Source organism: Granulicella sp. L46, from assembly GCF_009765785.1.
Taxonomy (GTDB): Bacteria; Acidobacteriota; Terriglobia; order Terriglobales; family Acidobacteriaceae; genus Granulicella.
The window spans coordinates 506,844-529,927 of sequence record NZ_LMUT01000009.1 but is presented as its reverse complement, the minus strand read 5'-3'; the positions used below and the strand labels follow the sequence as shown (position 1 = coordinate 529,927).

Annotated in this window: 17 protein-coding genes; 11 read left to right on the top strand and 6 right to left on the bottom strand. The window is 57.5% G+C overall.

Translation table 11 applies throughout. From position 1 onward, the window contains the following. Nucleotides 1-114 precede the first annotated feature (114 nt). Nucleotides 115-636 carry a glutathione peroxidase gene (locus tag GSQ80_RS08970; RefSeq protein WP_371315700.1) on the top strand — a complete coding sequence of 174 codons (522 nt, stop codon included), beginning with the start codon at nt 115-117 and terminating at the stop codon, nt 634-636. 113 nt (nt 637-749) lie between these two features. Here GSQ80_RS08970 and GSQ80_RS08965 read toward each other — a convergent pair whose 3' ends face one another. Beyond that, on the bottom strand, nt 750-2,111 hold the full coding sequence (locus GSQ80_RS08965; protein WP_256369886.1) for a glycosyltransferase family 39 protein: 1,362 nt from the start codon (nt 2,109-2,111) through the stop codon (nt 750-752). A 690-nt stretch (nt 2,112-2,801) separates the two neighbouring features. Here GSQ80_RS08965 and gyrA point away from each other — a divergent pair. Next, the gene (gene gyrA, locus GSQ80_RS08960; protein WP_158787281.1) at nt 2,802-5,729 is read left to right on the top strand and encodes a DNA gyrase subunit A; all 2,928 of its coding nucleotides are present in this window, start codon (nt 2,802-2,804) and stop codon (nt 5,727-5,729) included. Nucleotides 5,730-6,095: 366 nt separating this feature from the next. Here the strand turns inward: gyrA and GSQ80_RS08955 are convergent, their stop codons facing one another. Both GSQ80_RS08955 and GSQ80_RS08950 read right to left on the bottom strand, forming a co-directional pair. Then, nucleotides 6,096-6,974, bottom strand: a complete 879-nt coding sequence (locus tag GSQ80_RS08955; RefSeq protein WP_158787280.1) for a nucleotidyltransferase — start codon at nt 6,972-6,974, stop codon at nt 6,096-6,098. Between the two features lie 27 nt (nt 6,975-7,001). After that, nucleotides 7,002-7,847: a hypothetical protein gene (locus GSQ80_RS08950; protein WP_158787279.1), complete on the bottom strand. Its 846-nt coding sequence runs from the start codon at nt 7,845-7,847 to the stop codon at nt 7,002-7,004. A gap of 190 nt (nt 7,848-8,037) precedes the next feature. On the opposite strand from GSQ80_RS08950, the gene GSQ80_RS08945 reads away from it, so the two are divergent. Together GSQ80_RS08945 and GSQ80_RS08940 are read left to right on the top strand one after the other, a co-directional pair. Continuing rightward, nucleotides 8,038-8,400, top strand: coding sequence for a hypothetical protein (locus GSQ80_RS08945; protein ID WP_158787278.1), 363 nt, complete (start codon nt 8,038-8,040; stop codon nt 8,398-8,400). A 146-nt stretch (nt 8,401-8,546) separates the two neighbouring features. Continuing rightward, nucleotides 8,547-8,759, top strand: a complete 213-nt coding sequence (locus GSQ80_RS08940; RefSeq protein WP_158787277.1) for a hypothetical protein — start codon at nt 8,547-8,549, stop codon at nt 8,757-8,759. 51 nt (nt 8,760-8,810) lie between these two features. On the opposite strand, the gene GSQ80_RS08935 is transcribed toward GSQ80_RS08940, so the two are convergent. Continuing rightward, complete coding sequence (locus GSQ80_RS08935) at nt 8,811-8,990, bottom strand: hypothetical protein (RefSeq protein ID WP_158787276.1); 180 nt, start codon at nt 8,988-8,990, stop codon at nt 8,811-8,813. Here GSQ80_RS08935 and GSQ80_RS23280 point away from each other — a divergent pair. The 4 genes from GSQ80_RS23280 (at nt 8,971) to rsfS (ending at nt 12,030) form a co-directional block, all read left to right on the top strand. Further along, on the top strand, nt 8,971-9,387 hold the full coding sequence (locus tag GSQ80_RS23280; RefSeq protein ID WP_254059532.1) for a DUF3606 domain-containing protein: 417 nt from the start codon (nt 8,971-8,973) through the stop codon (nt 9,385-9,387). The genes GSQ80_RS08935 and GSQ80_RS23280 overlap by 20 nt on opposite strands. 218 nt (nt 9,388-9,605) lie before the next feature. Continuing rightward, complete coding sequence (locus GSQ80_RS23005; protein WP_216850219.1) at nt 9,606-10,496, top strand: hypothetical protein; 891 nt, start codon at nt 9,606-9,608, stop codon at nt 10,494-10,496. A gap of 256 nt (nt 10,497-10,752) precedes the next feature. Further along, nucleotides 10,753-11,373 (top strand): nicotinate (nicotinamide) nucleotide adenylyltransferase, encoded by a 621-nt coding sequence (gene nadD, locus GSQ80_RS08920; RefSeq protein WP_158787275.1) that lies wholly within the window; start codon nt 10,753-10,755, stop codon nt 11,371-11,373. 60 nt (nt 11,374-11,433) lie between these two features. Beyond that, nucleotides 11,434-12,030, top strand: coding sequence for a ribosome silencing factor (gene rsfS, locus GSQ80_RS08915; RefSeq protein ID WP_158787274.1), 597 nt, complete (start codon nt 11,434-11,436; stop codon nt 12,028-12,030). A gap of 95 nt (nt 12,031-12,125) precedes the next feature. Here rsfS and GSQ80_RS08910 read toward each other — a convergent pair whose 3' ends face one another. Then, the gene (locus GSQ80_RS08910; RefSeq protein WP_254059531.1) at nt 12,126-15,764 is read right to left on the bottom strand and encodes a TonB-dependent receptor; all 3,639 of its coding nucleotides are present in this window, start codon (nt 15,762-15,764) and stop codon (nt 12,126-12,128) included. Nucleotides 15,765-15,923: 159 nt separating this feature from the next. On the opposite strand from GSQ80_RS08910, the gene GSQ80_RS08905 reads away from it, so the two are divergent. Next, nucleotides 15,924-16,442, top strand: coding sequence for a 23S rRNA (pseudouridine(1915)-N(3))-methyltransferase RlmH (locus GSQ80_RS08905; RefSeq protein WP_254059530.1), 519 nt, complete (start codon nt 15,924-15,926; stop codon nt 16,440-16,442). 45 nt (nt 16,443-16,487) lie between these two features. After that, nucleotides 16,488-17,057: a cob(I)yrinic acid a,c-diamide adenosyltransferase gene (gene cobO, locus GSQ80_RS08900; protein ID WP_254059529.1), complete on the top strand. Its 570-nt coding sequence runs from the start codon at nt 16,488-16,490 to the stop codon at nt 17,055-17,057. A gap of 162 nt (nt 17,058-17,219) precedes the next feature. Here the strand turns inward: cobO and GSQ80_RS08895 are convergent, their stop codons facing one another. After that, the gene (locus GSQ80_RS08895) at nt 17,220-21,101 is read right to left on the bottom strand and encodes a TonB-dependent receptor (RefSeq protein ID WP_158787273.1); all 3,882 of its coding nucleotides are present in this window, start codon (nt 21,099-21,101) and stop codon (nt 17,220-17,222) included. Nucleotides 21,102-21,433: 332 nt separating this feature from the next. Here GSQ80_RS08895 and mnmE point away from each other — a divergent pair, with 332 nt between their 5' ends. Beyond that, nucleotides 21,434-22,891 (top strand): tRNA uridine-5-carboxymethylaminomethyl(34) synthesis GTPase MnmE, encoded by a 1,458-nt coding sequence (gene mnmE, locus GSQ80_RS08890; protein ID WP_158787377.1) that lies wholly within the window; start codon nt 21,434-21,436, stop codon nt 22,889-22,891. Nucleotides 22,892-23,084 lie beyond the last annotated feature (193 nt).

The following is a 23,084-nucleotide window of genomic DNA, read 5'->3' as shown; positions in this document are numbered from 1 at the left end:
ACCGCACGCGGTGCAAACATCGGCGCCGACGCCAGCACCTAAATTAGCCCCACAATTACACTGGGAACATAACGATTTCTGGAGGCGCCCGTGCGAAAGATCTATCTGGTTCTGATGTTGTTGTTTCTCAGCGGCGTGGCCGTGGCCGATGCCGGCGCGCCCATCTACAAGTTCAAACTGAGCACCATCGATGGCGACCCCACCACGTTGGGTGCATACAAGGGCAAGGTGCTGCTGGTGGTCAACGTCGCCAGCGCCTGCGGATTTACGCCGCAGTACACCGCGCTCGAGGCCGTCTACGAAAAGTACAAGGACAAGGGCCTGGTGATCGTCGGCGTGCCGGCCAACAACTTCGCCAACCAGGAGTCCGGCACCAATGCAACGATCAAGGAGTTCTGCAGCTCCAAGTTCCACGTCAAGTTTCCGATGATGGCGAAGGTCTCCGTAAAGGGCGACGATAAAACGCCGCTCTACCAGTACCTCACTGCTGCGCCCAACGTGAGCGGCGAGATTAAGTGGAACTTCACCAAGTTCCTCATCGCGCGCAACGGACAGCCAATCGCTCGTTTTGAGCCGGCCGTGACGCCGGATTCGCCAGAGGTCATCGCGGCAATCGAGTCTGCGCTGAAGCAGTAGTTCGCTGCCCTGTCTGCAACAACGTTCCCGAAACGTCGGATTTTCGGCGACTTCGGGTTGGCAACCGTTGAGTTCAACCCCTGATGGAAACTCTCTCGGTGTCATTCTCAGAACTATTTCCAGGGTTTGGCATTTGCCCATAGCGATTGCAGGTTTGGAGTCAATCCGACGCAGTGATAGATGGGAAGGTTTTCATCCGGACGGACGTATGGATTGTCAGGGCGCGCAACCAGTTTTAAGGATTTGCAATGCCCTTCGTACTTTTCCGGAGAACCCTCGTCCATCAAAATCAGGCTTTCGCCGGTATACTCGCGCGGTCCCCAGATCCGATAATTACTGGCGGTACTGATTGCCTTTGGCAGACCGTACTTCGATCCAAAGAGATCCACTGCCCCGGCATCGCCGTAATTAGAAGCTCCGATGGCTGTTATTTTTTGTTCATCCGGCGGCAGGGAGTGCACGTAGTCCGCCACAATTTTCACTCGCTCCTCCCAGCCGACCATGTCGGCAAAAATCTGAGGGAGTTGGCTCTGCGGCTGGTTCTCGAATTTCTGCTGCTGGATTCCCAGCTTCTTTGTATAGGCGATGTATTCCTCTATCGAGAGCAGAGGAATCGCCGTAGGCGCCACCAGCGCGCCCACCAACAGCATTGTCAGCGCATAAACGGGGCGGAACCACTTCAGCGCCGATCCCGCAGTCAGGCGTTCCAGGCAGACCGCTCCCGGCGCGAAGACGATCGGATAAATCGGTGCGACGTAGTAGAACTTGCCCTTCAATATGAGCATGCAGCCCAGCACGCTGATAAAGCCCCAAAACAAAAATGCGTACCGCCTGCCCTGCGGAGAGATAAAGAACCACAGAGCCAGGATGACCAGAAGCGATGACACAAATCCGATCATCTCTGCTTGCTGGGCCAGATACGGCAGAGGCGCCAGCATGACATCGCGTCCATTCTTTCGAACGGTGTTTACCAATACAACGAAGGGAAAATTCCGGTGAAGCTGCCAAAGAAAATTCGGCAGCGAAATCAGAGTGGCAAGGACGCATCCTGTCCAAAACCAGGGCCGAACAAAACTGCGGCGTAGCTGCGAAAACGCGGCGCCGGCGATAAGGCCGGGAAGAAGAAACAGCACACCATATTTATTCAGCAGCGTAAGACCGGTTAAGACTCCGATCCATAGCCAGTTTCTTTCCTTGCCGGTTTGGACAAGATCGACAAGAAGCCATGCAATCCATATCCACAGGAGCGGATCGAACGCATTCATGGTGAATAGCTGGGAAAGCGTCAGGGAGATCGGTGCTACGAGCACGGCAAGCGACGACAGCAGCATTGCCCAGAAACCGCCACCCAGCTTGCGGGCCAGCAGAGCGGTCATTACGATGCAGCCCACGTCCGCCAGCATCGGTAGGAGCCGCATCGCGTAAAGCGAAACTCCAATCGTATGCTCCAACAGCCAGGCCATCCACGCAATCATAGGAGGCTGGTCTATATACCCCCACGCTGGATGCTCACCACAAGCGAGGTAATACAGCTCATCCCGGAAATATCCGTAGTTCGGAGCAGCCACGAGGTAGATCACAACACGAGCAAGCACAATGCAACTGACAGCGGCCATACTCGGTGTCAGGCGACGCAAGAACGGATTAGAGTGCGAGATTGCCGCGTCTTTGATCTGTGGCCTCCCGACTACAACTATTTGGATTGCTCTCCATGCTTTGATTGAAACGAATCGTGCGAGGTTTGCAATCTCGGGAGATCAACAATCTCCGAGCCGTTCTCAATCTGGGTACGCAAGTTGAATGTAAGTTGTTCTGCGGAATAGAGAAATTTCGAAATCCCAGCCTCCAAGGCACCAGCAAGGGATCTCGCTCACTGCTTGACGCTAAATCCCCACCGCGCTCATCGAGCTTCACACAAGCTCAACACTTTCAAGTCACGCCCAAGCGTCAAGAAACTCGGAAGCTCCGAAGTGCCGCTAAAGTCGGGTTATCGGCAACTTCGATTCTCAGTCCACCAAAGCAATTCCCACTGAAAACTGACAACTGAGAACTGACAACCAACACCCTCACCCAAAATCAAAGAATCCCCAACAAATACGCACCTCCCAAGGCCCTCCCCCCACCCTGTTTTTCGCCCCTTTTAGAGGCTATAATGGAGGGTAGACATGGCTGACGAAACCCTCTTCCCCGACGACAAGAATCCTCCCTCTCCCCAGGATGCCAATTCCAATAATCCGCCGCCTACCGGCGAACCCGGAGCCCCCGGCGCGCCCGGTGCCCCCACCGGCCCCGGCGCCCTCTCCATGCTCTCCATCAATATTGAAGAGGAGATGCGGCGCAGCTATCTCGACTACTCCATGTCGGTCATCATCGGCCGCGCCCTCCCCGACGTCCGCGACGGCCTCAAGCCCGTCCACCGCCGCATCCTCTACGGCATGCAGGAGATGGGCCTCCAGTTCAACAAAAAGTACACCAAGTCCGCCAAGGTCGTCGGCCACGTCATGGGTAACTACCATCCCCACGGCGACAGTGCCATCTACGACACCATGGTCCGCCTCGCCCAGCCCTTCAGCCTGCGCTATCCCCTCATCGACGGCCAGGGTAACTTCGGCTCCGTCGACGGCGATCCACCCGCCGCCATGCGTTACACCGAGTCGCGCCTCACCCGCATCGCCTCCGAGATGCTCGCCGACATCGACAACGACACCGTAGACTTCGTTCCCAACTACGACGAGTCCACCTCCGAGCCCTCCGTCCTCCCCGCCCGCATCCCCAACCTCATCATTAACGGCGGCACCGGCATCGCGGTAGGCATGGCCACCAACATCCCGCCACACAACCTCACCGAAACCCTCAACGCCACCATCGCCATCCTGCAAAAGGACAAGGCCGAAACCCGCTCCGACCTCGAAATGGTCCTCGAGCACGTCAAGGGTCCCGACTTCCCCACCGGCGGCTTCATCTACGGTCGCGCCAACATCGCGCAAACCTACAAGACCGGCCGCGGCCGCTTCATGATGCGCGCCAAGTGCGGCCTCGAGCAGATCACCGGCGGACGTCAGGCCATCATCGTCACCGAGATCCCCTACCAGGTCAACAAATCCAACCTCATCAAGCGCATCGCCGAGCTAGTCAACGAAAAGGTAATCGACGACATCTCCGACGTCCGCGATGAGTCCGACCGCGACGGCATGCGCATCGTCATCGAACTCAAGCGCGGCGCGCAAAACGAAATCGTCCTCAACCAGCTCTACAAGCACACCCAGATGCAGGAAAGCTTCTCCATGATCTTCCTGGCCGTCCACAACGGCCAGCCCAAGGAGCTTCCCCTCGACAAGGCCATCCACGCCTTCATCGACCACCGCATCGACGTAGTCCGCCGCCGCACCGCCTTCCTCCTCAACAAGGCTCGCGAGCGCGAACACGTCTTGCTCGGCTACCAGATCGCCCTCGACCACCTGGACACGGTCATCAAGATCATTCGCCAGTCGGCCTCCCGCGTAGCCGCCCGCGAAAACCTCTTCAACTACTTCAGCAACCGCCGCATCAACCTCAACGGCACCGAGCTAGCCGGCGTCACCCTCGACCCCACCAAGTACAACATCGACCTCCTAGGTGGCAGCGTCTCCGCGCAGCTAGCCAACAACTCTGCCGGCACGCTGATCCTAAGCTACCGCCAGATCGACGCCATCCTCGAACTCCAGCTCTACCGCCTCACCCAGCTCTCCATCGACGAGCTCCTCAACGAACTCCGCACGATCCGCGACAACATCGCCGAGTACGAGTCGATCCTAGCGTCGGAAAAGAAGCTCCGCAAAGTCATCATCAAGGAGCTAGAAGACATCCGCGACAAGTACGGTGACGCCCGCCGCACAGTCATCCTCGACGAGTCCACCGAGCTAACCCTCGAAGACCTAATCGCCGACGAGCAAGTAGCCGTCACCGTCTCCAACACCGGCTACCTCAAGCGCACGCCCATCACCATCTACCGCCAGCAGAAGCGCGGAGGCACGGGCCGCCTCGGCATGAAGACGCGCGAGGAAGACTTCGTCTCGCAACTCATCATTGATTCAACCCACGCGTACCTCCTCTGCTTCACGAACTCCGGCCGCATCTACTGGCTCAAGGTCTACGAAATCCCCGACGTCGGCGCCGCCGGCAAGGGCAAAGCCATGGCCTCGCTCGTCGACCTCCAGCCCGGCGAAAAAGTCGTCACCATCCTCCCCGTCCGCGACCTCAACGAAGACAGCAAGTACGTCCTCTTCGCCACCCGCAACGGCACCGTCAAGAAGACCGCCCTCAAGGACTTCTCCAACGTCATGGCTCGCGGCATCATCGCCATCGGCATCGACAAGGACGACGAGCTCATCACCGCCAAGATCACCGACGGCGAGCAAGTCATCTTCCTCGCCACCCACGACGGCATGGCCATCCGCTTCAACGAGCAGGATCTCCGCCCCATGGGTCGCCCCGCCTTCGGCAACCGCGGCATCTCCCTCAAGAAGGACGACTACGTCATCGGCGCCGCCGTCACTCCCTCCAACGAAGCCCGCAACAAGCAGCGCCTCGAACTAGCCGCCGCCAAGGGCCTCAAGGATCAGGTAGAAAAAGTCCTCGACGAAGCCACCGACTCCGCCGCCACCCAACCCCTCGAGCTCGCCGAGCCAGGCGAACTAGCCGCCCCCGAGCTCTCCCCCGAAGCCGCCGCCAAGCTCCAGAAGCTCGACGAAAAACTCGGCCTCACCCCCTGCCTCATCCTCTCCGTCTCCGACAACGGCTACGGCAAGCGCACCGACGTCGACGCCTACCGCCTCCAGTCCCGCGGCGGCAAAGGCGTCATCAACATGAAGACGACCTCCAAGATCGGCAAAGTCACCGCCATCAACCTGGTCGACGACACCACCGAGATGATGGTCATCAGCCAATTCGGCAAGATCATCCGCATCGACACCAAGAGCGTCCGCGCCGCCGGCCGCAGCACCTCCGGCGTCAAGCTCCTCGACCTCGACACCGACGACAAGGTAGCCAGCGCGACGGTCATCCCCCCCGAAGACCCCAAAGTCAACGGCGGAGACGGCACCCTCCTGCAATAGCCAACCGTCTTCCCAACAACACAAAGGGCGCCGACTAACCTCGGCGCCCTTTTCTATTCCCCCACTACACTCGTCATCCTTTCCCGTCTCCCCACAAAACTCGTCATCCTAGAGCGAAGCGAAGGACCCCTGTATTTGCCCTTGCCGTTGCTCTTGCATTTCTTTCTGTCATTCCCTTTGGGAATCTGCTTCACGCCCTTGCCGTTGCCCCTGCTTTATTGGTTGTCATCCCGCAGGGATCTACTTCTGGCCCTTGCCCTTGCACCTGAGATAGGTCCGGGATTTATCCCGGACAATCAACCCCACCAATAAATAAACAAACGGCGCGGACCGTAAGTCCGCGGCGCTGTCATCATTCGATGACCTTCAGATATAAGTAGGGAACTCCCAGTTATACACGAGGTCCCAGCGATCGAACGCTTCCTCCATATCATTCGCGACTTCCGATACCCAGGCCTCCTCTGCCCAATCAACCGCACGCTTCAAATGTTCGGCGATCTCCTTTCGCTGCGTTTCGGTGGCACACGGATCAAGCCACATTTCGTCGTTTGGGAACCTTGGATCGCGCACACGTGTTACACCGTTCTGTAACAGCAATCGCATAACTCTCGGAATATCCAATTGATAGACGATTGCCTTCTCTGCCGAGGCATATGCAGCGGTAACGATTTCGAGATAGAACGACTTCAACGGCACATTCTTGTAATACTTCCAAGCTTTCAAAAGGCGAATCAACAGCTTAGCCTTACCGCTGAATTTGTCATCGACCGCGGAGACATAGGCGTTATGAGATTCAGGAGCACTGAACTTCCAACCGCCCTTTCCGTCAGGCATATCAAACTGCCTAAAGCCCAGCTTTGTGAATCCAGTGTGATGAACTGGAACAATTTCGGTGGCCTCCGCTCCGTCTAACCCAAATGGAACCTTCACCGCAGGACCATTGATCCGGATATCAGTAAACGGGAATCGATCGCGGAGAGCCGTTGCGACTTCATCGAGAGTTATAGCGGAGTCGGCCTTCAAATTCTCCACGGGAATTACGGCGAAATAATCGACGTCGCTATATCCTGCTACATTAGTTCCGTTCCCAAACGAACCCGTCCTAAACAAAGCCGTCGATCCAAATACGCTTCTGAGCTTCGCATCGATACTCGCGCGATGACCTGCAGCAGATTCAACCTCGCCTTGCTTCGCACGAATTGTCTCAATGAGTTCGCCGAATCCCGCGTCAACTGAAAGGGCCACCGCTGCCTCCTAAGTTATATGATCAATTCATTTGCAAGCCGGTTCGTAGCTATCCGATCGCTTCCACGTATCGTTCAACCAATCCGCATAATGGGCGTAGACTCCCGGCGGAAAGAGCGGTGCCCCTTCAACAGCGGAGTTGTAATCTCCAAGGATCATCAACAGATCGTGTTGGGGATACCCGTTTGCCTTTGCTAGCCTTAACCTCTGGATAACGTTCCTGACTGTCTCCGCAGCCGAGGCGTATGCGATCGAAGCTCCCAGCAGATCGGTCGATACCAGCAGGGTCGCGAAGCAGCAAACGAAGCGGACACTGATAACCAAGGCTCCCCTATCGAGCACAGTCAAAGCCACGAGAATTGTTCCAACGCAGACTACGAAAGTAACAAAGCAGACTGAAGCGTAAATCCAAGCACTTCTTGCAAGCAGGTAGGCGGAAAAAAATGATGACTCACAAAGCATACCGGCGAGCTTTTCAGCGCCTGGAGGCAAACCCTGCGCTGCGTAATAGGTGGGATCGTGATAGCCCTGAATCTGGGATTCCGTGGCGCCCGAAGCCAACATTAAATCGCAAAACTCTTCCCTGCTAAGGACGATGCCGAGACCTCCGGAAACCAAGGTGGCTCTGCGAAGTCGCTCGGCGAGATCTCGTTTTTTCCTGCAATTTATGAAGAGAATTAGCCAACTGATTACCAGCGACGCGCCTAAAATACTGGCTGAATAGTCGATCATTTGGCCGGTCACGAACACGACCGCAGCGCCAAGGACGGCTATCGCAATCTGCACATATAGGATCGCGTATTGGAGATTCGCCGCCTGCTGGAAATGAAGCCGCTGCATGGCAGTTAGGGCATTGAATTGATTCTTCTCCATAGCACCTCAAACGTGACAAAGGAAACTCAACAATACGGTTCGCATAAGGGCCTGTGAGCATTTCAAAATTTGACGAGAACGGTGCGCCAAGTCTATCTCACCTTTCCCCTGGTGCGAAGTTATTTGTCGAGCCGCAACACGTTGATTCCCACTTGGTCTATATTTCAAGCAATCACTCAGAGGCAAAACTATGGAGTTGAAATCAGGCCTCAGAATTCTTGCTGCCGTTTGCATAATCGCCACGACCTTCGCGACCAGCCAAGTCGCTCCAGTGGAAGCTGCCAGCTCGAAAGGAATTGTGACCCATAGAATTAGCGGCTGCGACTACTACATCGTTGCAATCAAGACACCCAGCAACGTCGACTATTCCGTGCTCGAATGGTTCGGAGGCCACGATCCTGACGAGGACGACATCATGGTCGGAAATATGACAACCTACGGCATGCATACGATTCTGGATGACACGGCCGATGAGTCTACTGATGTTTGGGTCGAAGATTACGCGCTCTCAAAAAGCGGCGCGGCGCAGATGCTACTAGATAAATGCAAGTAAGCTTCATCTGCACGAGCTTATTCCATTTCCTCGAGGTCGGCGTAAGACGGGCGTTGTGCAATCATTTCATCTCGTCCTCATGCCAATGAAACACACCCAGCCCTAGCATCTCCCACACCGGACAATCCGGTCACAGGAGATACCCCATGGCACACGAAGCTCACAAGACCGCAGCCCATCATCACGAAGAAGCCGCCAAAGCCCACCACGCCGCAGCCGAGCACCACGAAGCCGGCAACCACGAAGAAGCAGCCCAGCACTCCGCCAAGGCTCACGAGCACTCCGCCAGTGCCCACAAGCACTCCACCCACGCCCACGAAGCCTCCGAGGATGTCGCCCAGGTTGCAACCGACCTGTAACCCTCGCCCTACGCACCGCCATCGCCGCGCGCGCAGCACCCGGGTCCCCATTCATGACGCATCCTTTGCGTCATGGGTGGGATACCGCTCTGCCGAAGGCCCGAGTGCACCCGCACGCGCAACGACCGAATTGTCTTCCTCTGCATCACTCACACCCTCCACTCCACCACCCCATACCTCGTCGCCCCACGCGAAGCCGGGAGCCCCATCCATGACGCGCGTCTGCGGCATGGTGGGATACCACGCTGCCGCAGGCCCGAGTGAAGCCGCAGTCGAAACGAGTGAATTGCTTTCCTCTCTCGCACCCCAACTCTCCCTGCCCGCCACGGGAAGCCTCTCGCCGTCCGCGCAGGACATCCCCACACGCCGCACGCACATCCTTCTAAGCAGTACACGAGGCACCCCGATGTCCGAGCACCACGACGCACCCAAAGCCCACGAGCCCCACGCCCCCCACGAAGAACAAACCGCAGGCCCCCACGACCCCAAAGAGATCAACCCCAAGATGTCCTCCGACATCGCCTACTGGTCCAAAGAGTTCCACGTCACCAGCCAGGTCCTCCACGAGGCCATCCGCGTCCACGGCACCCACGTCGACAAGGTCCGCGCCGCCCTCCACCCCCACTAACCCCCCGCCGTCCGCGAAGGATCCCACCCTCCCACGACTTCCCGCAAACGTGCGTCCCGAAAATGGGCTAAACACGTCGCTGCGTAACCCGAAACAGGGCTAAGTCGACACCAAATTCACCGCCGCAAACTGGTTGATTCGCCCGCTAATCGTCGCGAACCTGCAAAACCGCAACGTTTAGGCATAAAATCTCGTCTACTACGACAGAGGTTCAGCATATGTCCAAGTTCACCACCCTTCTCCTCGCTCTGACCCTGACAACGTTCACATCTGCCGCTTTTGCGCAGGATAATGACCCCCAGAGCGGCCAAATGAGTACTCCCCCCATGCAATCCCAGGCCGCCCCGATCGAGCGCTCCCAGGAAGCCCCTCCAGCTAACCCTAATGATTACAACGCCGCCCCGACCAAGCTAGCCCCCGGCCAGCTCCTCACGGTAGGCCGCGGCTCCGCCAGCGCCGTAGTCGCCCCCGGCGTCTTCCTCCGCGTAGGCCGCGGCAGCGCCGTCCGCGCAGTCACGTTAAGCAATGAAAATACAGTACTTAAAGTTGAACGCGGCGTAGCCAACATCAGCATCCACAGCGCCATCAAGCACGCCCAGATCCTGATCATCCTCCCCGGCGGCGAGACAAATTTGATCAAAGACGGCTTCTACACCTTCAACGCCAACACCAACACCGCCCGTACTTTGAAAGGTGAAGCCTGGGCCTATCCCGGCACCAACACCCAAGTCAAACCGATCAAAATAAAGGAGAACCACGCAGTCATCTTCAACGGCCCGGACATCCGCTCTTTCGAATTTGACCCCTTTGAAGCGCGCGCCGACCTCATCCCCTATGGCTATAACCAGGGCATGGGCGCCCCAGGCCCCGGTCCCGGCTACTACGGGCCGTATGCCGGCTATCCTTACTACGATTACGGGTACCCCTACTACTTCGGCTATCCCTACTACTTTGGCTTCGGCTGGGGCTACTACGGTGGTGGTTGGGGTCGTGGCTACTACGGCGGCGGTTGGGGAGGAGGCTGGCACGGCGGCGGTGGCTGGGGCGGTGGTGGCGGCGGTTGGGGCGGAGGCGGGGGCCACGGAGGTGGCGGCGGAGGCCACCACTAACCCATTTGGCTGCAATACTTACGGGCGTCCGGAGATATCTCCGGCCGCCCGGCTCTTTTTGCCTATTCACTCTCGTTGTCGCAACCCGGTTATTCTGCCTTCGCGCAGAATAACCAGCGCCCTGTGCCACGGCCTAACTCAGACTCAACGCTCAGTTATGCGCCTGCTCTAGAGGGACGAAGCGAGGGTCGCTGCTCACTTAACGGAGTGCGTCGTGGCGAGTGAATAGCCGCCATGCCGGATACAATCAGCCATCATGCGAATTGGCTTCTTTGGCGGCAGCTTCGACCCACCCCACTTGGGCCATTTCGGGATTGGGCACGCCGCTGCTGAGGCTTTGTCGCTTGATCGCATCCTCTTCGCGCCAACTGGCCGGCAACCACTCAAAACAAAGGGGGCCTCCGCTTCATTTGCCGATCGCCTATCCATGGTTTCATTGCTCTGCGAGTTGCAGCCCCCAAGCGCTCATGCGGACTTTGAACCGTCTTCAGTCGATGCCCCACACGCAGATGGCTCACCGAACTACACGGTAGATACTTTGATCAAGCTACACGTCAACACCTCTCCGGATGACAGCCTTTTTGTTATCGTCGGCGCTGACGCATTTCTGGATCTGCGTCGCTGGAGGTCTCCGGACAGCCTGCTCCAACTTGCCGAATGGATTGTTGTAAACCGCCCGGGCGTCTCGTTGCAGCAGTTACAGAGTCTCAAACTAACGCCTGAGCAGCTATCCCGGGTGCACGTGCTTGAGGGTGTGCATGAACCTGCGAGCGCCACCGACATCCGCGAGCTTCTGAGGGTCGGATCGGATTGCTCTGGCCTGCTGCCTGGCTCCATTCTGAACTACATCCGTGCCCATCGTCTCTACGGAACCTGAGGCGATCGTCCTTCGCTTCGGGTCTTCCTGCGCTACCATTGAGGTTGCATTAGGAGGCCCATGGCAAGCACCAAGAAAACACAGGTTCAACAGCTTCTAGCTGTCGCGGCAGCCGCTTGCGAGGACAAGAAGGCAGAGGACATTCGCATTCTCGCGCTCGACCCATCCGAGAGCGGCCTGACAGACTACTTTCTCATCTGCACAGGTCTCAGTGATCGTCAGAATGTAGCGATCACCGATGAAATTGAGATTCGTCTTAAGCGCGACTTTGGCACCTATCCCAATTCGGTCGAAGGCCGCCGCCAAGGCGAGTGGATCCTAATGGATTATGTCGATTTCATCGTCCATGTCTTCTCGGCGGAAAAGCGCGCATTTTATGGGCTGGAGCGTTTGCGCAAGTCAGCGACCGTGCTCAGCATCGATGATCTCAATGTTGCGATCAAGACAGCCATCGCTGCAGGCCGCACCAGGCAGTCGGCGAAGGCATCCACGACGGACAAGAAAACTCTTCCGAAGAAGAAGGCAGTCTCGCCTGCGCCGAAGAAGGTTTCTGCAAAGAAGACTGCCGCTGCAAAGAGGGCTCCGGCGAAAGTGGCACCCAAGAAGAAGGCGCTCGCGAAGCCGGCAAAGAAGACAGCTAAATCGACGAAACGCTAGTTGAGCTTGGCAGGTCTTCTACACCTTGCTGATCTCGAATTAAATAGCGGAGGGCGGAGAGTCTTCTCTCCGCCCTTCGTTGTTAAGAACTGCGTTTAGAACTTGATCATCAGCTGGAACTCCGTGCTGCGCGGACCGCCCTGATCGAACGTACCCGAGTTCCGGTTGATGCGGAGCCTGTTCAACGCCCCCTCTGTGTTGGTGGTGTTCACATAGCCTGTCGGAGCACCCGGATCCGGAGGATACGGAGCTGCGTCTGCTGCGTTCAACAGCGTTCCCAACTGATTGCCAAAGTTGCTCATATTGAAAACGTTGTACATGGCAACTCCAGGGTTGATGCTGAGCCCACCCAGGAACTTCAATTTGATCGGATAGGTAGCGTTGAAGTCAAAGCTGCGGAACGCCGGGTTGCTGATCGGATTGTTCTGCGGCTGTGGAGCGATCGCCTGTTGTACACCACCAAGGGCGGTCAACTGTGCCTGCGTCATAATTCCCGCGGCGATGAGCGCCTGGCCTGCTGGCGTGGGCGCACCTGCATTCACGGAATTGTATTGATTGATCAGGGAATTCAGGCTCTTACCCTTGACGGCATGCATGAAAGCGCCGGGGTTCGTGGCCGGGACCAGATCGCCGCCAACTCCATCACCGTTTACGTCGGTGATAAAGATTTGGCCTGTGTTTCCAGACGTGTTGTCCAGCGTGAGCGACGATGGGGGCGCCGAGAAGAAGTGCCCAATCAACCCAACCTGCAGACCATACTTGATACCGATGCTGCCGCCGAAGCTGAGCTCGTTAGTGTGATCCAACGCGCTGCGCCCCATGTACTGGTTCGGGTTGTCGTTGTCCCACGGACGAGCTCCACCGAAGAACTGATCGGTAGAGTTCGCGTTATTCAGAGTGGAAGTTGAGGTAACGATGCGCGATAAGGTGTACGAGATCTGCAGGTTACTATCCACGATGCCAGGCATAGGGTGCGCCTTCTGCTCTTGCAGAACGACCTGCAAGGCATCGTAGCCGGAACGGCCCTGGGGAAGGATGAAGAGTCCTTCACCAACATTCGGGTTCGTACCGGGGAAGGCAGCGCCAGTAGCCGGTGTCAAACCGCCATACGACGCCGCGGTCCCGCCCAAAAAGTTAGTGCCGCTATCAAGACCTTGTGACGCGAAGCTCCCGATCGTGGCGCCGTTGGCGATGGCGCAATTGATGGAAGCAGCCGAGTAACCCTGCGGGCACATCGGGTAGCCCGCATAACCCGCAGCGGCGTTAGGAGCAAGCGTATTAGCAATGGCATTCTGTGCCGCTGCAGTATTCAGTGTGCGCGCGGCTCCGTCGTGGTTCACATCAACAGAGATCGGAACCTTGATCGTCGCGTTGTGTACATAATCCGCGCTCAGGAGAAGGCCTGGCTTGATTTCATGCTGAACGCCACCATTGAACTGGATGGAATACGGTGCAAGATACGGGCCGCCGTAGATGCTGTTCGCAAAGAGACCGCCGCCTGTTCCAATGTAGCTGCTGTTTGGCGTCAGGGCATTCTTGACGACGGCCTGATAGGCAGCCTTGATATCATTCAGCTCCGGTGCGGCATTTGCGATGGACTCGCTAAGGATGGTTGAAACCGGCGTACCATCGGGAGCTTGGGTGATAACAGGGACACCAGGAACCGTGATGCTGGATGCGCCCGCGTTCGCCACGCCGAGGGCAAAATAGGGACCATTCGCCTGGATGGAGGGCGTACGAGCATTGCCCGAGTTATTGAAGACGTTGCTCTCGTAGTAGATGCCGATGCCGCCACGAAGTGAGGTTTTGTGGGTACCGGGGCTAAAAACGAAGCCTAACTGGGGACCGAAGTCGCCGTAAGGCTGATGGGTGCGGACTCCCAAACCTGCCTGGTATTGGTCAAAGAGTGGGGTATCGCCTGTGCAACCAGCGAATTGCATTGAAGGATCCACGGAAGAGCACAGAGGCGTTGGCAGATCCTGGTTGGCGCGATCTGTATCTACGCTCCAACGAACACCCGCGGTCACCGTAAGGTACTGGGTCGCCTTCCAGGTGTCCCCAACATAGGCCGCAAAGCGCCAGCTGAACTGGCCGCCGCCCGGGAGGTTGAATCCTGGGCGCTCAGAGAAATAACCATTACCGTTACCGATCACGTATTGGGGCGAGATGTAGCCTTCGGTCGGATTGTTCGGGCAGGGGCCTTGGGCGGGATCATCGTCGCAATGGGGGTCTAGATTGCCGGCCACTACGAGTTCCGTGTACAGTGACGGGCCATAGAAGTCCGCAAACCCACCGCCCAGAATCCGGTTCATCTCGAAGCCATACTTGATGTTGTGATTGCTGATCGTGTAGCTGCCGTCGTAGCGGAACTGCTTATCCGACTGGAACGTTCCCTGCGGTGCAAGGAAGTTGGGACCGGCGTTCAAATCGCCCGCAAGGGTGATCTGGTTGTCTGGGCCCGTCGACGGGTTGTAGATAGAGCTTCCGAGTGCTGCAGTACCGTCAACCAACAGGTTGTGGAACTTTTCGTAACCGAAACGGAAGGAGTTGTTGAAGTGGCCCGTAGCCACATCCACGCCGCCCACGATGGCCGGCACGTTGTCGCGGTTCTGATAGACCTGGTAGGGACCGTATCCGAAAGTAGCATCGTCCGCGTTCACGCTGTAGGCGCCACGCACGAACATGTGGATGTTATGCGGCGCGTTGTAATCCAGGCGGCCCATGCTGAAGGTGTCATGGAACGGTGCCGGAACGTAAGGGTACTCGTCCAAGATATTCTGAAACACTGGGTTCGCGCCGCTGGCTACATCTAGTTCCGTCTGCTGGATGCGCTCGCCGCCACCGAAGAAGAACAACTTGTCCTTGATGATGTAGCCGCCTACATATCCACCATATTGGTTACGCTGAAACGGCGCCGCGAGGCCATTCACGTCCGCGAAACCTGCGTTGTTGTCCTGGAAGTTGTAAAACGCATTGCCATGGAAGCCGTTCGTACCAGAACGCGTCGACATCAACAGCTGGCCCGTGGAGGTTACCGAACCAGCAATGTCCTGCGTGGAGCGATTCAGTTGGACCTCGCCAACCGCGCCGCTGGGAATGTTGAAGATGGTGGTTCCGACCGTCTCATCCGTGACGTCCTGGCCATCGAGGAGAATTCGAGTTGTACGGCCGCCGACACCACTCACCGACAGCGCCGAATAGCCGGCCTTGGTCGGATCGAAAGTGATACCCGACTGCAGAATGACGCCAGGCTGAATCTGTGCAACGTCGAGAATGTTGCGGCCATTGACCGGCAGCGTATCAATCTGCTCCTGCGTCACGATGCCGGCAACACCAATCTGATCGGTGTTGACCTGCAGTGCGCCGGCAGTGACTGTGATCTGTTGGGTCGCTGCACCAAGCGTGAGCTTTTCGTTGCCACTCGTCACCGTACCGGTATGGACAACTTTGGTGTCGGACAGGCCCTCGAAGGCTGGGGCGCTGATGGTAATAGTGTAGCTACCAGGCACTAGTGGGCCGACGCTGTAATAGCCGGCGCTATCGGTCTTGATTGTATGTGTATACCCAGTTGCCGGTTCGGCGATGACAACGGTTGCTCCCGGAATGGATGCTCCAGTCGGATCGGTAATCGTTCCCTCGATGGCTCCGCCGTTTGTCGAAACCGCCTGTCCCAGTGCGAGCGAAAAGGGCATCAACAACATGGTAAGGAACACAAACATCTTCTTAAAGATCACGCATCTCTCCAGTGCCTCACCTTGAGCGGTTGAGAACACACACGCACACAATAGTTCATGTGCTTGCTATAGCCGATAGCAAGTACCGTGCCAAAAGTGAAGTGGTTATTGGAATGTGCCAGTTAGTGGTTTGCGGGGTGCCGAAGAATCACTCTAAAGATGCTGATCGGAGTATATAAATATGAAATATGGAAGAACTCTTTAGGAAAATCTGATGAACACGCTATGAAAATTCTGCTTTCCACTATCTCATCACGCCGCTCTGGTCTTTCGGGACCTTCTGCTGAGTTGTTTGAGCTCTACCTTGGGAGATCTTCCAGATTCACCCCTTGTGCCCACCGCAATTTCGGTTCCGAAAAGGAACTGCTGGGTTATTCCGATGAACTCTCTGCGCGTACCCGGCCTGTGCTTTTGTTAACCGACAGCCTGGGACAGCAGCTCAATTCTCTCGAAATCGCCAGTTTTCTCGGTTCTCTACAGGACAATGGGATACAACAGTTGATCTTCGCGGTTGGGTCGGCTGATGGCTGGTCCGCAGCGGCCCTTTCCCGAGCGGACAAAACGATTGCTTTCGGCCGAATCACATTGCCCCATGAGTTGGCTGCCGTGGTCGCCGCCGAGCAGCTTTATCGCGCGCTTACAATCCGAGCGGGGCATCCATACCATAGTGGCCACTAGGGATTTTCTGTTCAACCTGGGACGGCGCTCAGGTAGTCTAGGCGCATGACATCGATGCAGGATTCGGCCGGGGATTCGCGGCGCGGGCTTATTCTTATTAATACTGGCGCTGGGAAGGGAAAAACGACTGCGGCGCTGGGAACGGCGTTTCGGGCGGCTGGGAATGGGATGCGGGTGCTGGTTTTGCAGTTCCTTAAGGGGTCCTGGCACTATGGGGAGATGGAGTCTGCAGAGGCGATAAATGCTTTAGATGGTTTTACTTACGTGATGCGTAAGCTGGGTCGCGGGTTCGTTAAGGTGGGAGGGGCGGAGGCCGATCCGGAGGATCTTCGGATGGTGGAGGAGGGTTGGCTGGAGGCTGAAACGGCGATCCTTTCGGGGGATTGGGACTTGGTGGTGCTGGATGAGATCAACTATGTGATCGGGTACAAGATGCTTGATCCTGAACGAGTTGCGGACGTTTTGCGGCGGAAGCCGGAGATGTTGCACGTAATTTTGACGGGCAGAAACGCGCATCCGCTGCTGGTGGAGCTGGCGGACACGGTTACGGAGATGCGTGAGGTAAAGCACGCATATCAAAGGGGTATTCTCGCGCAGCGCGGGATCGAATTCTAGGAAAATGGGCAGACTTAGCCCGGTTTCGGGTTACAAATCGACTGCTTTAGCCCAGTTTCGGGACGCAAACGACAAAACCGATACCAACGTCCGCATTTCTTGCGGGGTTGGTATCGGTTTGAGGTTGAGAGCACCGCGGCGGAAGCCGCGGTGCCGGTCAGGTTAGAACTCCAGACGGAGAGAGAACTGGCCGACACGAATGTCGCCGACTTGTCCGGACGGGCTGATGGTTGAGGTGATCTGGCCAAATGGCGAGACGTTGTTGACGATGTCCGGCACGCTGCCGCTGGGGTTGGCGAAGTTCGGGTGGTTGAAGATATTGAAGAAATCCGCACGGAAGGTCAGGTTCACGCCCTTCGACGGGATGATGCCGAAGATCTTGGCGAGGCCCAGATCGAGGTTGCCTGCGCTTGGTCCGTGGATCAGGTTGCGTGAACCGTACTCCAGACCCAGCGGGCCGCGCCAGAAGCTGAGGGCCTTCGACGCACCCGTTGAACCGCCAGGGAAATTGTAGACCGTTCCCTGAACGTTGTTGGGCTTGGACCTCTCGAATCCGAGGTCACCGTGAGTGCCGGTAAAGATTGCCGGATCTTCCGCCGCGAACGAGGAGATGAAGGCATCGGAGAGAACGTTAATCGGAAGCCCTGTGCGCCACGACGGGATACCGGATATGCTCCATCCGCCGATCAGTTCATTCGTAAAGGTCCCGGCACCGGCGAAGTACTTCCTGTTCCTGCCGAAGGGAAGATCGTACTGGATGTCCGCCGTGATGATCTGGCGCACGTCGAAGTCCGAGTTGCCGCGGCAGGCGCGAGGTTGGGTCACGTCGCAGATGATGCCCGTGGAGTTGAACAGAGCGTTATTGTTTGCAGTCTGCGAGTTGTTATCGATGGAATGCGAGAACGTGTAGTTGAAGTCAAACTGCAGACCTTGCGTCAGATTCTTGCTCAGCGTGACCAGAAGGGCGTTGTAGCTCGAGAAGCCCTTGTTGGTGAGGAAGCCGTTCGCACCGAACTGTGAAGGCATAGCTACGTTGTTAGGCAACAAGCCGAACGTGGCCAGGCCGAAGGGAATACCGTCGCCGAGGTCACCGCGCGGCCCGTACTGACCGAAGGTCGCGGCCACCAGCTCGGTGCAGTTAGCAAACGGAGGGGCGGTGGTACCAGGCCCGTAGAGCACGCTAGGCCAATACGGAGAGTTGCAGGGGCCACCGGCGCTATTGGGATTATTGGCTGCAGAGTAGCCAACCACATTTTCAATCCAAGGCTGCGGCGTGAGGGGGCCACCGGCTCGTAACTGACCAGTGAGGCCGGCGAACGCCTGAGAAAGGGTTTGCCCAGAGGTAGTATCCGGGAAGTTCAGAATCTGGGATGCATCGGCATCGGCAAGCAGCCGGCGACCGAGGCGACCAACGTAGTTGATCTTCAGAATCGTGTGCCAGGGAAGCTCCTGCTGGACGCCCGCATTCAGGGAGATCGAGTAGGGATCCTTCAGGCCCGGATCGATATCAAAGCCTTCCTGTCCATCCAACAGGCCATACGGTCCGAAGGATGGGTCGACATAGGGAATGAAGCCCGAGGGAGGGGCGGACCCAGTGGGGGCAAGGCTCGGATCGTACGACAGGTTCGCACCGAGCCGTTGGTCCGGGTTGCTCAGATCACCGAGCTGGTTGGTGGCCGAGTTCTCGAAGAGGAACGACAGCTGACTCTGAAGGTTATTGATCGCGTTGATAACGGTGCGATCATACACGAGGGCTGCACTGCCGTTGAAGACGGTCTTGGGCGAGAAGGATGGGTTGTACGCGAAGGCGAAGCGAGGCGCAAAGTCTGTATAGGTCTGCGCGTAGGAAGGCGGAGCATTGTTGGCCTTGCCACCCAGGACGGCCTGGAAGTAAGGCAGTGTCTGGTTGAGGCTGCCGGTAGAATTCAACTGCTGGCGAATGCCGAAATACCGGTTGAAAGTCGATTGGGGATAGGAGAGACCTTGCAGCTGGTAGCCGGATTGCAATCCGTGAACTTCATAGGGAACAGAGTTGGTCTGCCAACGGAGGCCATAGCTGAGAGTGAGCTGCTTACCCACCTTCCAGCTGTCGCCGACGTAAAGCTCCGTCTGGTAGTAACGATACGCGTAAGGGTTGCCCGCCCCGTTTGGCTGTTGATTGCCTGACTTGCCATAATCGAAGTTCGTGGCGATCTCGCCGATGGCACCGAGTGTGGTCGTAAAGATCTGGTCGTAGTCATTCAATGCGACTTGGGAGTTCTGGTTGATGTCCCCGGGGCGCAAGAGTGGAGAAAGACCTCCGCCTAACTTCGAGCCAATTGCGCCTACAGAAACGAAGTTATAGTTCGTGATGTTGTTGCTATTGGTCTTAATGAACTTGAACAGGCCGCCCATGGTAAGGCTGTGATTGCCAACCTGCCAGTTGAAATCATCACGCACAACCGGAATCGGTATGCGGCGCGACTGCGTGTTGGAGGTTCCGTACGGGTTCGCCAGGCCAGTGAAGGTATACACATTCGGTGAGGTGGTGAAATCCCCAGCGAGGAAAGTCAGCTTGGAGATGTTGTCGCCGTAGTAGAACTGGTTGACCTTGTTGTTGCCGATGCTCCAGATGTCGCTGACAACATAACCGTAGCTGCGGTCGACTTCGGTCAAGCTGGCCGGATCGCCAGGGAACTGGGGAGCTCCCTCGCTGGTGGGGTAGACCTCATTGGTGCGATTGATGGTGAAGCGGCCGTAAATCTTGTTCTTCTGGGTCAGGTTGTAGTCGACGCGACCGACGTACGTGGTCTCGAAGTCAGGTTGCGGATAGGTGAAGCGCAAGCCTTCGGTATTGACACCATCGCCCTGGGTCGGGTCATTGGGTGCGGGGTACCGCTTGGCGAGGAACGCCAGGACATTCGGGTTGAAGCCGATGTGGGCCGGATCTAAAGCGACGGCCTGTGCAGCATCGATGCTGCTAATGCAATTAGGGGCGTTGTTGAGACGGCTGGTGTCGCCGCAGCCTTCGTTATTGTTGATGTAGTTCAAGGTCGGATTAGCGGAGTACAGCGCCGGGATGGGCACGATGGGTTCAGCCGCGTTGGACTGAATGATGCGCGAGTCGGCGAAATCGAAGAAGAAGAACAGCTTGTTGCGGATGATGGGGCCACCGATGTTGCCGCCGAACTGGTTGCGGATAAGGGGAGTACGTCCCAGACCAACATTGTTATTGAAGTAGGTATTGGAGGCCGTCGACGTATCGCGGTGGTATTCATTGACGTTGCCATGGAATTGATTGGTACCGTGCTTGGTGACCAGCTGGAACTGACCGCCGCTGCCGGTGCCAAGGCCTGAGGTGAGACCGCCAACCGTGCCGGTAAACTGTTCAACAGAATCGACGGGAGCGGTTGCAATGATCCCGAAGGTCGTACCGGCCGCGATATCGTTCACGTCAAGGCCGTCCACCGTGACGCTGGTCTGGTCAGTGCGCGCTCCGGTTACAGAACCAGATTGCATCGAATTCGTGCTGTCGAGCTGGGTGTCGACCACGCCGGCCTGGAGGTTGAACAGCGTGGTGATACCGCTGGTTCTATCCTGGACGGGCAAATGGTTGAGAGACGCTACGTCGACGTTCGAGCCAATGGAAGCGTCGGTCGTATTAAGGGTGACCTCGGCGGTTGAGGTGACGTTGACTACCGAACTTTCGCCAGCCTGCAGCTTCGCGTTTTGCGTGCGGACGTCGCCAACTGCCAGATAGATATCGTTGACTTCCACCACTGAGAAGCCTGGGTGGGTGAAGGTCTCCTGATATCCGGCTCCGGGGGGCACGTTCAGAAAGTGGTATGTACCAGACGAATTCGTGGTCTCGGTGTACTTCTGGCCGGTCGCTTTGTTGATCAGCGTGACCACAGCACCCGGGACTGCAGCATCAGTAGCGTCCGTGACGACGCCGGTCATGGACGACGAATCCTGTGCCTTGACGGCGGAGGGCGCCACAAACAAACCTGCTACGAGCGCGAGAACCAAAACTACATACAGCCTGGACAAACGAAAGGATCGCATCAAACTTTCTCCAATTCAGACATGTAAAGCGAGTGCGCGAAGGTTGAGAGAGATGACCTTGTTTCGAAGGATTTCTCTCAACATTAACTTTGCTGCGGGGAGACGCGAAGAAACTGAATGCAAATGGCATGCCAAACAGCGAAAACCGCCATCTAACTGATTTCGTTCGGCGTACGAGACTTTCAGGACTGGCTTATGTATGGCGGGGCGAATCTATCTATGATTAATAGAAGATGACCAGCTGGAATTCGTAAAAGAGGAGGATGGTTAAGGACCGCTTTCCGGAGGGGCGAGGAGCGGGTGGCGGGATTGTTTCGTGTCATTGTTTAAGGATGGCCGTGGACGAATCGGGAGTTGAGACGATTGTGGCGATCTCGACGCCGCCGGGGCGGGGCGGGATTGGGATTGTGCGGCTGTCGGGGCCGGCGGCGTTGGAGATTGCGGGGCGGCTGGTGACGGTGGAGCGGCCGCTGGAGCATGCTCGGGCGCGGCGGGTGAGGGTGGTGGATATAGATGGGGATATAGATATAGAGGATAGGGGGGAGACGGGTGGGCGCGCCGGAACGATCGATGATGCGGTGGTGACGGCGTTTCTCGGGCCACGGTCGTATACCGGGGAGACGGTGGTGGAGATTGCCGCGCATGGGTCGCCGGTGGTGCTGGAGGCGATGGTGCGGGGGGCGCTGGCGGAGGGTGCTCGGATGGGGCTGGCGGTTAGGCTGGCAAGGCCGGGGGAGTTTACGCAGCGGGCGTTTCTGGCGGGGCGGATTGATCTGACGCAGGCGGAGGCGGTGGGGGATTTGATTGCCGCGCAGACGCTGGAGCAGGCGAGGGTGGCGGCGCAGCAGATGGGTGGGGCGATTGCGCGGAGGGTGACTCCGGCAAAGGACGGGCTGCTGCACTTGATTGCGCTGCTGGAGGCGGGGATGGATTTTGCGTCGGGGGAGCTGGACGACGTGGAGATCGTGCCGCCGGCGGTGATTGCCGGGGCGATTGAGAGCGTGGAGAGGCCGCTGGCTGAGTTGGCGGCTAGCTTTCGGCGAGGGCAGTTGATGCGCAATGGGGCGGCGATTGCGCTGATTGGGCCGCCGAATGCCGGGAAGAGCTCTCTATTTAATAGGCTGCTGGAGCGGGAGCGGGCGATTGTGACTCCGCTGCCCGGGACGACGCGGGATACGGTGGAGGAGTCGCTGGCGTTGGGCGGGATTCCGCTGCGGCTGATCGATACGGCGGGGCTGCGCGGGGATTCGGACGACGAGATTGATGCGGCAGAAATGCAGGGGATTGCGCGGTCGCACGAGGCGCTGGCGGATGCGGACCTGGTGCTGCTGATCCATGATGCGACGCTGGATGTGACGGTGGGGGAGTTGAGGCTCGAGGCTTCGGTGGGGGGGCGGCCGCATTTGGTTGTCTATAACAAGGTGGACTTGTTGGGCGATGAGAGGGAGCGGATGGATGAGGTGGAGCTCAGCGGCGGCTCGGCGATTCGGACGAGTGCGCTGACGGGTGAAGGGTTGGAGGCGTTGCGGGATGCGATTCTTGCGCAGCTGGGGGCGGCGGGATCGTTGGCAGAGAGTGGGGCGCTGAACAATTTTCGCCAGCAGGAGGCTGTGGGTTCGACGCTGGCGGCGCTGGCGGCGGCGGTGGCCGCGAATGACTCGAGGTTGCCGCACGAGTTGATTTTGATGGACCTGCATCATGCGTTGCAGGCGCTGGACTCGCTGACAGGGGTCACGACGCCGGATGACATCCTCGCGCGGATCTTTGCTACCTTCTGCATCGGAAAATGACTGATAAAGGTTTATTATCAACAATATACATGCAAACAATGCTGGCTCCTTCGAGCAGCTTTGAGCGCATTTCCCGAGACATCTAAACTACGTGCGACCACTCGCTAAGGGGCCGAACCGATAGCGGAAGTGTTCAGCTTGTATCAAGCTCAACGTTAGTGTGCCCTTTCTGCTTGGGTGATTTAGCCATATT

What these genes read in the sequence shown, in the direction of transcription:
- GSQ80_RS08970 (WP_371315700.1), top strand. Translation starts at nt 115, where the DNA reads ATGTTGTTGTTTCTCAGCGGCGTGGCCGTGGCCGATGCCGGCGCGCCC.
- GSQ80_RS08965 (WP_256369886.1), bottom strand. Translation starts at nt 2,111, where the DNA reads ATGATTGCGTGGATGGCCTGGCTGTTGGAGCATACGATTGGAGTTTCG.
- gyrA (WP_158787281.1), top strand. Translation starts at nt 2,802, where the DNA reads ATGGCTGACGAAACCCTCTTCCCCGACGACAAGAATCCTCCCTCTCCC.
- GSQ80_RS08950 (WP_158787279.1), bottom strand. Translation starts at nt 7,847, where the DNA reads ATGGAGAAGAATCAATTCAATGCCCTAACTGCCATGCAGCGGCTTCAT.
- GSQ80_RS08945 (WP_158787278.1), top strand. Translation starts at nt 8,038, where the DNA reads ATGGAGTTGAAATCAGGCCTCAGAATTCTTGCTGCCGTTTGCATAATC.
- GSQ80_RS08940 (WP_158787277.1), top strand. Translation starts at nt 8,547, where the DNA reads ATGGCACACGAAGCTCACAAGACCGCAGCCCATCATCACGAAGAAGCC.
- GSQ80_RS23280 (WP_254059532.1), top strand. Translation starts at nt 8,971, where the DNA reads ATGACGCGCGTCTGCGGCATGGTGGGATACCACGCTGCCGCAGGCCCG.
- GSQ80_RS08935 (WP_158787276.1), bottom strand. Translation starts at nt 8,990, where the DNA reads ATGCCGCAGACGCGCGTCATGGATGGGGCTCCCGGCTTCGCGTGGGGC.
- GSQ80_RS23005 (WP_216850219.1), top strand. Translation starts at nt 9,606, where the DNA reads ATGTCCAAGTTCACCACCCTTCTCCTCGCTCTGACCCTGACAACGTTC.
- nadD (WP_158787275.1), top strand. Translation starts at nt 10,753, where the DNA reads ATGCGAATTGGCTTCTTTGGCGGCAGCTTCGACCCACCCCACTTGGGC.
- rsfS (WP_158787274.1), top strand. Translation starts at nt 11,434, where the DNA reads ATGGCAAGCACCAAGAAAACACAGGTTCAACAGCTTCTAGCTGTCGCG.
- GSQ80_RS08905 (WP_254059530.1), top strand. Translation starts at nt 15,924, where the DNA reads ATGCTGATCGGAGTATATAAATATGAAATATGGAAGAACTCTTTAGGA.
- cobO (WP_254059529.1), top strand. Translation starts at nt 16,488, where the DNA reads ATGACATCGATGCAGGATTCGGCCGGGGATTCGCGGCGCGGGCTTATT.
- GSQ80_RS08895 (WP_158787273.1), bottom strand. Translation starts at nt 21,101, where the DNA reads ATGCGATCCTTTCGTTTGTCCAGGCTGTATGTAGTTTTGGTTCTCGCG.
- mnmE (WP_158787377.1), top strand. Translation starts at nt 21,434, where the DNA reads ATGGCCGTGGACGAATCGGGAGTTGAGACGATTGTGGCGATCTCGACG.